Below are 11,234 nucleotides of genomic sequence, written 5' to 3'. Positions count from 1 at the left end.
ATCCGGGCATCGGCTCCGGTCCGCTTAATATAGCGCCTTGGGCACCGATGAGTAGGCTGGAAGAAGCTTTGTGATCGTCAGGGCAGGGGACGCGGCGCCTCGCGCACGGGAGTCGCCCCGAGCCATTCCGCAACGATGCGAACGTCCTCATCGCCAAGGTTGTGCCCGGTGCCGATCACCCTTGCATCCACCTTCGCCCCGCAGGATGCGAGCATCTTTTGCAAGCGATCCGCGAAGGGGTAGTAGAGCTTGTCGTTCTCGCCGGCGATGGTCAGGAACTTCGAGTTGCTGAGGTCGACCTTCGGGGCATCAGCCAGCACCGGCATCGGCCGCAGCAGCACGGCCTTCGTGACGATGCCAGGATAGAGCTGCGTCATCGCCGCGATCAGGTTGGCGCCGTTGGAGTAGCCGAGGAAGGTTGCCGATGACAGGTCCAGCTTCAGCTCCTGCGCCTTGCTGCGCATGAACTCGACGAAGGCCGTGGCTTCCGCGCGCACGTCCTGCTGGTCGAACTCGGTCGGGGTCAACCGCTTGTACCAACGCTTCACGCCGTTCTGCACGACGCGGCCCCGCACGCCGATCAGCGTGGCATCCGGCGCGATGCGCGAGGCGAGGTCGACCAAGGTCGACTCGTCGCCGCCCGAGCCGTGCATGAGGATCATGACGCGGCCGCTCGCGTTCTGCGGCTTGATGAGCTTGTAAGCGAAGGTAGCTTCGCGAGTAACGGATTCAGCCGGGGCCGACACCTTCTTCGTCTCCGTGACGAGATCGTTTGCCGCGAACGTAGGAAGCGTTGCGGTCAGAAGAAGGGCGGTGCTGAAAAAGAGTGAGGGTAGGGACGGCATGATCGCGATCCTGATGCTCAATTCTTTACCATCCGGTTACCAAACCAAAACGTGATCGGGCACCGACTGAGGGCATGGACGCGAAGGAACGGCCGCCCTCAATCGGCCGTCTTCCCAAGCCCGAAAAAACGCTCTATTCCTGATGTTTCAGTTTGTCACGCGGCGTGAATGGCACGCAAAGCGCCGGCAAAAGAAAAAGGCCCGTCGCCGGGCCTATTCTTCAGCATATTTTTGTTTGGTTTCCGCAGCATAGCAGATGGTGTTGCTTGCCGGCATCACCCGGAAACTTTGATGTTGGTGCCGTTACGGCCACTTCACCTCTGGCGGGAGGCTCGACAGGATCGAGTTGACATTGCCGCCGGTTTTCAGCCCGAAAATCGTGCCGCGGTCGTAGAGCAGGTTGAACTCTACATAGCGGCCGCGGCGGACCAGCTGCTCCTCGCGGTCGGCCTCAGTCCAGTTCTCGTTGAAGTTCTTGCGGACGAGGTGGTTGTAGACGATCTGGAAGGTGCGGCCGACGTCCTGCGTGAAGCGGAAATCGGCTTCCCAGCCGCCCTTTTCCTCGGGCGTCTTCAGCCAGTCATAAAAGATGCCGCCAATGCCGCGGGGCTCGTTGCGGTGCGGCAGGAAGAAGTACTCGTCGCACCACTGCTTGAAGCGCGGGTAGTCGGCGACGTTCGGGTGCTTGTCGCAGACGAACTTCATCGCCTTGTGGAAGGCAACGGTGTCCGGATCCTCCTGCGTACGCCGGCGGTCGAGCACCGGCGTCAGGTCCGCGCCGCCGCCGAACCACTGACGTGTGGTCACCACCATGCGCGTGTTCATGTGCACCGCAGGCACGTTCGGATTCTGCGGATGGGCGATCAGCGAGATGCCCGAAGCCCAGAAACGCGGGTCTTCCTCGGCACCGGGGATCTGCTTGCGGAACTCTGGCGAGAACTCACCCCAGACAGTCGAGCAGTGGACGCCAACTTTTTCGAAGACGCGGCCGTACATCATCGACATGACGCCGCCGCCGCCCTTGCCGCCATCGCGCTCCCAAGGGGTGCGCTCGAAACGGCCAGGCGCCCAGCTCGAAAGCGGGCCTGTCAGGTCGTCCTCGATCTTCTCGAAGCAATCGCAAATGCGGTCACGCAACTCCTCGAACCACGCCTTGGCGATTGCCTTCTTTTCCTCGATCCCCTCGGGCAGCCCTGGCGGCAACTCTGGACGCTGCATCAACGCTCTCCTGCGCCATTGCCGGTCATGCCGGTTGGCGAATTTGACTCGCAAAACTCAAGCCCGATCCCTAATCTGTTGTCGGAAAGGGTCAAGGTAATTTCGGGAGATACCAGTGAGAGTACCTCCAAGACCTCCACTTGACGGCCTCAGACGCAGCCTTGAACGAGGCCGCGGCGAGACAGGCCGACGGCCCAAGGACGGCTTCGTCCGCGAGACCTTCACTCTTCCGCGACTGGCGGCACGCGAAAAGGCGCGCGAGTGGTTCAACCGCTGGCCGAAACAGGCCTACTGGACCGAGATCGAGAGCTGGTGCGAGCGTCCCGACGACGTCATCCAGTTCACGATCCGCCGATTGCCCACTGCGGACTGACCTGGCGCAGCGCTTCGCCGGCCGCCATCGCGGTGCAGATGGCGAGGTTCAGGCTGCGCGCGCCAGGCCGCATGGTGATGTTGAGTTGGGCGTCGACGACCTGATGCACGATGTCCGGCACGCCAGCCGACTCGCGGCCGAACAGAAGGATGTCACCCTCGCGGAAGGCAAAGCTCGTGTAGGGCGTGCTGGACTTCGTCGTGAACAGCAGCAGCCGGCGGCCTTCAGCCATCTGCCACTCCCGAAACGCGTCCCACGAGACGTGCCGCGTCAGCGCCGCCATTTCCAGATAGTCCATGCCGGCGCGCTTCAATGCCCGGTCCGACATGTCGAAGCCGGCCGGCTCGATGATGTCGACGGCAAGGCCAAGGCATGCGGCCATGCGCAGGATCGTGCCGGTGTTGCCGGGAATGTCGGGCTGGTAGAGCGCGATGCGAAGCGGCGGTGTGGTCATCTGAACATTCTGGTCCAAAACAGGCTGTCCGAATGGCAGCGGCAAAGCTTTGCCGCAAGTCCTGGCTGCCAAAACCTTGTAAATCCAGTCATTGCGGCAGTGACGAGCGGACGTTACGTCATCCGGCATGGCCATCTGGTCAAAATGGGTGTATATGAGGCGCCTTCTGAACTCGAACCGCATGGAGGCGGGGATGGACTACGGTTTCAGCTTCGTCATCGCTGGGCGCCTGCGCAGCGCGCGCATCGCCTGACGGCGGTATCGGTTCGACCTCTCCCCAGCTTCTGAGCACAGGCACGGTCGCGATTCCGCCGGACGTTTCATCCCGTTCGATCAAGGAATCTGACCATGCCATCCGGTATCAAGAAGCACGGGCTCAATGCGCCGTCCGCCCTTTCCGCCGCAATTCCGCCCGCTCCCGTTGCGGACAATGCTGCTGACACCAGTCTGTCACCAGCCTTCCGCAACGTCCTTGGCTCCAGAGGCCGCAATGCTCATCTTCCTGCTCCGGCATTGACGACGGCGCAAGAGATCGCGAAGCGGGCGAAGACAGAAAAACCTTCTGCGGATCCGAAAGGCGCGCCACGCAGCACGCATGTCGGCCCTCGCAGCGGGCACAAGTAGACGAGATTTTTCGATGTATCGCTGGTTCGAAAACCTGCTCAATCCATTCCCGCCGGAAGAACCGGTGGAGCCGCCGCGCACGCTGGTCGCCTTCTGCCTGCACTACACGAAAGGGGCGTGGCCGATCATCATCGTCTCGGCGATCATGACGGCGGCGATCGCGCTTGCCGAGGTGTGGCTTTTCGGCTTCCTCGGCAACATCGTCGACTGGCTGTCGGTGCAGAGCCGGGAAACATTCTTGCAGAACGAGGGCTGGAAGCTCGCCGGCATGGCGTTCATCGTGCTGGTGGTGCTTCCGGGCCTCACCCTGTTCAACTCGCTGACCGAGCACCAGGCGCTGTTCGGCAATTTTCCAATGCGCATCCGCTGGCAGGTGCACCGTTACCTGCTCAAGCAGTCGATGACGTACTACCAGGACGAGTTCGCCGGGCGCATCTCGACCAAGCTGATGCAGACGGCACTCGCGGTGCGCGAATGCGTGGTCAAGCTGATCGACGTCCTCAACTACGTGCTGGTCTACTTCCTCGGCATGCTGTGGCTGGTGGCCTCCGCAGACTGGCGGCTGGCTGCGCCGCTCTGCCTCTGGCTCGCGTGCTACGTACTGCTGCTGCGCTACTACGTGCCGCGCCTTGGCAAGGTCTCGCAGGAGCAGGCCGATGCACGGTCGATGATGACCGGGCGCGTGGTCGACAGCTACGCCAACATCCAGACCGTTAAGCTGTTTAGCCACGCGAAGCGCGAGGCCTCCTATGCCCGCGAGGGCATGGAAGACTTCCTCGTCACCGTGCATCAGATGATGCGGCTGGTGACCAACCTCTACACCCTGCTGATCCTGTCAAACTCGATCCTGCTGTTCGTCGTCGGGGCGATCTCGATCCAGTTGTGGCTGGCGGGGGTGGTGTCGGTGGGTGGCGTCGCGATCGCCATCAGCCTCGTGCTGCGCCTGTGGGGCATGTCGCAATGGATCATGTGGGAGGTCTCGGCCCTGTTCGAGAATGTAGGCACGGTCCAGGACGGCATCCGGTCGATTTCTCTGCCGCGCCTGGTCGATGACAAGCCTAACGCGAAGGAGCTTGTCGTCACGCGAGGCGAGATCGTGTTCGACGACGTCCGCTTCCAATACGGCAAGAAGAAAAGCGTGCTCAACGGCCTGTCGCTCACCATCAAGCCCGGCGAGAAGGTCGGCATCGTCGGGCGCTCCGGCGCCGGGAAGTCGACGCTGGTCAACATCCTGCTGCGCTTCTACGACATCGAGGGCGGCCGGGTGACGATCGACGGCCAGGACATCACGGAGGTGACGCAGGACTCTCTGCGTGCGCATATCGGTGTGGTGACGCAGGACACCTCGCTGCTGCACCGATCGGTGCGCGACAACATCCGCTACGGCCGGCCCGATGCCACCGACGAGATGGTGCTGGAGGCCGCCCGCAAGGCGGAGGCGATCGACTTCATTGCCGGCCTGTCTGACCCGAACAACCGCAAAGGTCTCGACGCGCATGTCGGCGAGCGCGGCGTGAAGCTCTCGGGCGGCCAGCGGCAGCGCATCGCCATTGCCCGGGTCATGCTGAAGGACGCACCGATCCTGATCCTCGACGAGGCCACCTCGGCGCTCGACTCCGAGGTCGAGGAGGCGATCCAGCAGAATCTCTATCGCCTGATGGAGGGCAAAACGGTGATTGCGATCGCGCACCGGCTGTCGACCATCGCGGCGATGGACCGCCTGATCATCCTGGACAAGGGCGAGGTGATCGAGGAGGGGACCCACGATCAGCTCATTGCCAAGGGCGGTCTCTATGCCCAGTTATGGCAGAGACAGTCCGGCGGCTTCCTGCTGCATGAAGAGGCGCCTGAAGAGACCGAGCAGAAGGAGATCGCTGCCGAGTGAGTCAGCCCCAGACCGACGATCGCAAGGACGACGGCTTCGCCGAGCGCATATGGCGCCGGGCGGAGGGCATCATCGAGCCCTTCGTGGATACTGAGCGGGATGTGCTGCCGCGCGATGCGTGGCAGTTCATCCTGTTCTTCGCCCGCCAGGCGAAGGGGCCGTTCATCCTGCTGCTGATCGTCGGCGGCCTGAACGGCGCCGTCGAGGCGTCAATGTACTGGGCGATCGGCTGGATCATCGACCTGCTCGAGCATTCGTCGCCTGCCCAGCTGCTCGCAGACCACTGGCTGCCGCTGGCAGGSYTCCTGCTGCTGGTGCTGATCGTGCGTGCGTTGGTGATGATCGCCAACACCGTGGTCGAGCAGCAGATCATTGTCCCGTCCTTCTACCAGCTGGTGCGCTGGCAGTCGTTCCGGCGTGTGATCGAGCAGCCATACTCCTTTTATCAGAATGACTTCGCCGGAAGAATTGCGACGAAGATTCTACAAGGTGGCGAAGCGACGGGCGACTTCATCGTCTCGTCGCTGCAGTCGCTGTGGAGCTTCCTGTCCTTCGTCGTCCTGACGACGACGATCCTGATGCTGCTCGATCCGCTGCTGGGGCTGGTGCTGCTCGTGTGGGCGGTTGCCTACGGCTTCACCGCATGGAAGCTGCTGCCGCCGCTACGCGCCGCGGGCCGCCGCGGCGCCGACGAGCGGTCGATCATGAACGGGCGCCTGGTCGACGCCTTCACCAACATCATGGCGGTAAAACTGTTCGACAGCGGAAGGCGTGAGAACGATTTCGTTCGCGACAGCATGGAAGGCTACCTCGGCGCAGTCCGCGATCTGACGCGGGCGATCACTCGTGTGCGCTCTGCCGTTGCGATCCTCAACGGCATCATGATGGCCGCTGTCTTCCTGTTCGCCCTGCGCGGCTGGATGGGCGGTAGCGCGACCACCGGCGAGATAGCCGCGGCGATGGGGCTGGTGTTCCGGCTCAACCAAATGTCGGGCCATATGATGTTCAATCTCAATGGCTTGATCAGGTCTTTTGCCACGGTGCAAGATGCCACCGGCACTATCTCCGTCAAGCCGACGATCACCGACAAGCCCACTGCGATCGAGATGCCGCGCTCGAAGGGCGAGCTGATCTTCGAGAACGTCTCGTTCCACTACGGCAAGGGCGGCGGCGTCATCGAGAACCTCAACCTGCATATCCGGCCCGGCGAGCGCGTGGCGCTGGTGGGGCCGTCAGGTGCCGGCAAGACGACGCTGGTCAATCTTGCGCTGCGGCTGTTCGATGTCGAAGGCGGGCGCATCCTGCTCGACGGCATCGACATCCGCGATGTCACGCAGGTGTCGCTCAGGGCGCAATTCGGCGTGGTGGCGCAGGATCCGATGCTGATGCATCGCTCGATCCGCGACAACATCGCCTACGGCAAGCCGGGTGCAACGGACGAGGAGGTCATCGAAGCGGCGAAAAGGGCCGCCGCGCATCACTTTATCGTCGGCGTCAGCGATCCGAAGGGCCGCACCGGCTACGACGGCCATGTGGGGGAGCGTGGCGTCAAGCTGTCGGGCGGACAGCGGCAGCGCATCGCCATTGCCCGCATGATGTTGAAGAACGCGCCGATCCTGATCCTCGATGAGGCTACGTCAGCGCTCGATTCCGAGATCGAGGCGGCGATCCAGGAGAACCTCTATCATCTGATGGAGGGGAAGACCGTGATCGCTGTCGCCCACCGGCTCTCCACCATCGCCGCGCTCGACCGGCTGGTCGTCATCGATGAGGGACATATTGTCGAAGAGGGCACCCACGAGGCATTGATCCAGCGAGACGGGCTCTACGCCCAGCTGTGGAAGCGCCAGTCGGGCGGCTTCCTCGCCTCAAGCCTTGCCGCCGAATAAGGATCGTACATGGCACTTAGACCGCCATCACAATACCAGATGAACGCGCTCGGAACTTCCGGCACCGGAGGCGCGGTTCAGTCGCTGGATCACGAGATCCTCGGCGAGAAGGCGGCGACGCTCGGCCGGGCAGGGGATCGGGTCGAGAAGGCGCTGAAGCGGCTTGCTGCCGAGGCGCCCGACTCACCGCAAAGACCCGTCTTGCTCAAGGAGGCGGCTGAAGCGGTCTATGCCTATTTTATCCAAAGGGAATTGTGCGGCATGCGTCGTCATCAGGATGTCATCCGAGAGTATGGAATTCCCGCGGAAGTGCTGGTCCGGCTGGGCGCGTCGTAACCACCTGCATACAGCCGCGACAATCTGCCCATTGAGGGCGCTGATACTGGACAATTGCCCGGCAGGCGCATAGAAACCTTCGCCAAATGCAAGGGGGAATCCGCCAGCCACTGCCAGCTACCCAAGCAAGGGGTATCTGGAGATGGCGGGCAAAACGTGCGTCAGGGTGGCGCATGGGGTTCCTTCTGGCAGGAATAAGGCGAAAGGACCCTGTGCCCGTGAGCGCGAACGAAGCGACCGATCATAACCGCCGCGATTTTCTCTACATCGCTACCGGCATGGCTGGCGTGGTGGCCGTCGGCGGCGCCGCCTGGCCGTTTATCGACCAGATGCGCCCCGATGCTTCTACTCTGGCTTTGGCTACCATCGACGTCGATGTGTCGGGCATTGAGCCAGGCATGTCGGTGACCGCCAAGTGGCGTGGTAAGCCGATCTTCATCCGCAATCGTACGCCGGAGGAGATCGAGGCTGCCCGTGCCGTGCCGCTGGCGGAACTCAAGGATCCGGTTGCTCGCAACGCGAATCTTGACCCGAGCGCCGAGGCAACCGACCAGGCCCGCTCCGCAGGCGAGGGCAAGGAAAACTGGCTCGTCATGATCGGCTCGTGCACCCATCTGGGCTGCGTGCCGCTCGGCCAGTCTGGCGATTTCGGCGGCTGGTTCTGCCCGTGCCACGGCTCGCACTATGACACCGCTGGTCGTATCCGCGTCGGGCCGGCTCCGCAGAACCTGGCGGTTCCGACCTTCCAATTCATTTCCGACACGGTCATCCGGATCGGTTGAGTTTTTAAGAGAGCAATAGACCATGAGCGGTGGACACTCGACCTATTCGCCCAAGACCGGTATCGAACGCTGGATCGACGCCCGTATGCCGCTGCCGCGGCTCATCCACGATTCCTTCGTTTCCTATCCGGTTCCGCGCAATCTGAACTACGCCTACACCTTCGGCGGCATTCTCTCGCTGATGCTGGCGGTCCAGATCGTCACCGGTATCGTCCTGGCGATGCACTATGCCGCCTACACGGGCCAGGCCTTCAACTCCGTCGAGCAGATCATGCGCGACGTGAACTCGGGCTGGCTGCTGCGCTACCTGCACGCCAACGGCGCGTCGATGTTCTTCATCGCCGTCTACATCCACATCTTCCGTGGTCTCTACTACGGTTCCTATAAGGCTCCGCGTGAGCTGCTGTGGATCCTCGGCGTCATCATCTACCTCCTCATGATGGCAACGGCGTTCATGGGCTACGTGCTGCCCTGGGGCCAGATGTCGTTCTGGGGTGCAACCGTTATCACCGGCTTCTTCACCGCCATTCCGCTGGTCGGTGAGTGGATCCAGCAGCTGCTGCTGGGCGGCTTCGCCGTCGACAACCCGACGCTGAACCGCTTCTTCTCGCTGCACTACCTGCTGCCGTTCATGATTGCAGGCGTTGTGATCCTGCACGTCTGGGCGCTGCACGTTACCGGCCAGACCAACCCGACCGGCATCGAGGTCAAGTCGAAGACTGACACCCTGCCGTTCACGCCCTATGCGACCATCAAGGACGCATTCGGCATGGTCCTGTTCCTGATCCTGTTCGCCTACTTCGTCTTCTACATCCCGAACTACCTCGGTCACCCGGACAACTACATCCCGGCTGATCCGCTGAAGACGCCTGCGCACATTGTTCCGGAGTGGTACTTCCTGCCGTTCTACGCGATCCTGCGTGCGATCACCTTCAACATCGGGCCGATCGACTCGAAGCTGGGCGGCGTCCTAGCAATGTTCGGCGCGATCGCGGTGCTGTTCTTCGTGCCGTGGCTCGACACCTCGAAGGTCCGCTCGGCTGTCTACCGTCCGTGGTACAAGCTGTTCTTCTGGCTCTTTGCCATCAACGCCGTGTTCCTCGGCTGGCTGGGCTCGAAGCCGGCGGAAGGCATCTACATTCCGCTGATGCAGGCCGCGACGGTGTTCTACTTCGCATTCTTCCTCATCATCATGCCGGTGCTTGGCCTGCTTGAGAAGCCGCGCCGCCTGCCGAACTCGATCACCGAAGCCGTGCTCGAGAAGAACAAGTCGGCTGCGTCGCATCCCACGGTTTCCACTGAGGCCACGAGCTGATCGATCCGGTGCAGACAGGAACATCAACCATGAAAACTTTCCTTAAGGCACTGACGGTAGCTGGCATTGCGTTCGGGGCGGCAGGCGCCGCCCAGGCTGCCGATTATCCGCTCAAGAAGCCGGTCGAACAGGAATGGTCCTTCGCAGGCCCGTTCGGCACCTATGACAAGGGCCAGCTGCAGCGCGGCCTGAAGATCTACCGCGAGGTCTGCGCGTCCTGCCACGGCCTTGAGCGCGTCGCCTTCCGCAACCTGGCTGACCTCGGCTATTCGGAAGAGCAGGTCCGCGCGATTGCCGCGGAGTACGAGATCACTGACGGTCCGGACTCCTCGGGTGAGATGTTCACCCGCCCGGGTATCCCGTCCGACACGTTCCCGAACCCGTTCGCGAACGCCGAGGCCGCCGCTGCCGCTAACAACGGTGCTGCTCCTCCGGACCTGTCGCTGATCGCCAAGGCGCGCGCAGTGACCCGTGGCTTCCCGACCTTCGTCTTCGACATCTTCACCCAGTATGCCGAGGGCGGTCCGGACTACATCTACGCACTGCTGACGGGTTACGAGGATGCTCCGGAAGACCATCCGGTCCAGCCGGGCACCTATTACAACCCGCACTTCATCGCGAGCTCGGCGCTTGCGATGCCGCAGCCGATTACCGAGGGTCAGGTCACCTACGACGACGGCTCGCCGGAGACGCTGGATCAGTACTCTCGCGATATCTCTGCGTTCCTGATGTGGGCGGCCGAGCCGCACCTCGAGGCCCGCAAGAAGACCGGCTTCAACGTGATGGTGTTCCTGCTGATGTTCGCAGGCCTGATCTACCTCACGAAGCGTAAGGTCTGGTCGAACGTCGAGCACTAAGCCGTTCGAAACATTCGGAAGAACAGGGCGGCACCTGCCGCCCTTTTCTTTTGCCGCCGATCAGGGCAATCATGTCCGGCAATCAGGGAAGCGCCGATGTCCAACTCCGTCGAGGAAACTCTCCTTTCCGCCATTCGCACGATCTCCGACTATCCGAAGCCGGGAGTTCAGTTCCGCGATATTACGACCCTGCTGGGTGATCCGGCCGCGTTCCGGCTGGCAGTTGATGAGCTCGTAAAGCCCTATTCCGGGGCAGATATCGAAAAGATTGCGGGCATTGAGGCGCGCGGTTTCATCCTCGGCGGCGCGATGGCTCACCAGCTATCATGCGGCTTCGTGCCGATCCGCAAGAAGGGCAAGCTGCCGTTCGAGACCGTGCGCGTGGCCTACAGCCTGGAGTACGGCATCGACGAGATGGAGATGCACCGCGACGCGCTCGAGCCCGGCGAGAAGGTGATCATCGTCGACGATCTGATCGCCACCGGCGGCACCGCGGAGGCCGCCGTGAAACTGCTGCGCCAGATCGGGGCGGATATCGTTGCCGCTTGCTTCGTGATCGACCTGCCGGACCTTGGTGGGCGCAAGAAGCTCGAGGCGCTGGGCGTTCCGGTGCGAACGTTGATTGCCTTCGACGGCGACTGACGAAAAAGGCGGCC

At 62.5% G+C, this 11,234-nt stretch carries 12 protein-coding genes; 9 read left to right on the top strand and 3 right to left on the bottom strand.

The features are described from left to right. Positions 1-77 precede the first annotated feature (77 nt). A complete protein-coding gene (locus L610_RS08720; RefSeq protein ID WP_024848983.1) occupies positions 78-866 on the bottom strand; it encodes an alpha/beta hydrolase in 789 nt (262 codons plus the stop codon). A gap of 282 nt (positions 867-1,148) precedes the next feature. Then, positions 1,149-2,063 (bottom strand): oxygen-dependent coproporphyrinogen oxidase, encoded by a 915-nt coding sequence (gene hemF, locus L610_RS08715; RefSeq protein ID WP_024848984.1) that lies wholly within the window; start codon positions 2,061-2,063, stop codon positions 1,149-1,151. 115 nt (positions 2,064-2,178) lie between these two features. Here hemF and L610_RS08710 point away from each other — a divergent pair, with 115 nt between their 5' ends. After that, positions 2,179-2,436, top strand: a complete 258-nt coding sequence (locus L610_RS08710; protein ID WP_084466061.1) for a hypothetical protein — start codon at positions 2,179-2,181, stop codon at positions 2,434-2,436. Here L610_RS08710 and L610_RS08705 read toward each other — a convergent pair. Continuing rightward, positions 2,405-2,890 (bottom strand): tRNA (cytidine(34)-2'-O)-methyltransferase, encoded by a 486-nt coding sequence (locus tag L610_RS08705; protein ID WP_024848985.1) that lies wholly within the window; start codon positions 2,888-2,890, stop codon positions 2,405-2,407. The two genes, L610_RS08710 and L610_RS08705, sit on opposite strands and share 32 nt — an antisense overlap. A gap of 348 nt (positions 2,891-3,238) precedes the next feature. On the opposite strand from L610_RS08705, the gene L610_RS08700 reads away from it, so the two are divergent. The 8 genes from L610_RS08700 (at position 3,239) to L610_RS08665 (ending at position 11,220) form a co-directional block, all read left to right on the top strand. Beyond that, positions 3,239-3,514, top strand: coding sequence for a hypothetical protein (locus L610_RS08700; protein ID WP_144704359.1), 276 nt, complete (start codon positions 3,239-3,241; stop codon positions 3,512-3,514). 13 nt (positions 3,515-3,527) lie between these two features. Then, entirely contained in the window at positions 3,528-5,399 is a 1,872-nt protein-coding gene (locus L610_RS08695; RefSeq protein ID WP_144704356.1) for an ABC transporter ATP-binding protein, read from the top strand. Beyond that, positions 5,396-7,288, top strand: coding sequence for an ABC transporter ATP-binding protein (locus L610_RS08690; protein WP_144704353.1), 1,893 nt, complete (start codon positions 5,396-5,398; stop codon positions 7,286-7,288). Before L610_RS08695 ends, L610_RS08690 begins: the two co-directional genes overlap by 4 nt. A 9-nt stretch (positions 7,289-7,297) precedes the next feature. Beyond that, complete coding sequence (locus tag L610_RS08685) at positions 7,298-7,624, top strand: DUF6665 family protein (protein ID WP_024848988.1); 327 nt, start codon at positions 7,298-7,300, stop codon at positions 7,622-7,624. Between the two features lie 218 nt (positions 7,625-7,842). Further along, on the top strand, positions 7,843-8,406 hold the full coding sequence (gene petA / locus L610_RS08680; RefSeq protein WP_024848989.1) for a ubiquinol-cytochrome c reductase iron-sulfur subunit: 564 nt from the start codon (positions 7,843-7,845) through the stop codon (positions 8,404-8,406). 22 nt (positions 8,407-8,428) lie between these two features. After that, positions 8,429-9,721 (top strand): cytochrome b N-terminal domain-containing protein, encoded by a 1,293-nt coding sequence (locus tag L610_RS08675; RefSeq protein WP_024848990.1) that lies wholly within the window; start codon positions 8,429-8,431, stop codon positions 9,719-9,721. A gap of 29 nt (positions 9,722-9,750) precedes the next feature. Continuing rightward, positions 9,751-10,578, top strand: a complete 828-nt coding sequence (locus L610_RS08670; protein WP_024848991.1) for a cytochrome c1 — start codon at positions 9,751-9,753, stop codon at positions 10,576-10,578. A 96-nt stretch (positions 10,579-10,674) separates the two neighbouring features. Further along, positions 10,675-11,220, top strand: a complete 546-nt coding sequence (locus tag L610_RS08665) for an adenine phosphoribosyltransferase (RefSeq protein WP_024848992.1) — start codon at positions 10,675-10,677, stop codon at positions 11,218-11,220. Positions 11,221-11,234 lie beyond the last annotated feature (14 nt).

The organism is Aminobacter sp. J44 (assembly GCF_007829415.1).
GTDB lineage: Bacteria > Pseudomonadota > Alphaproteobacteria > Rhizobiales > Rhizobiaceae > Aerobium.
The sequence above is the reverse complement of the archived record's forward strand: the minus strand, read 5'-3'. Positions and strand labels throughout refer to the sequence as shown.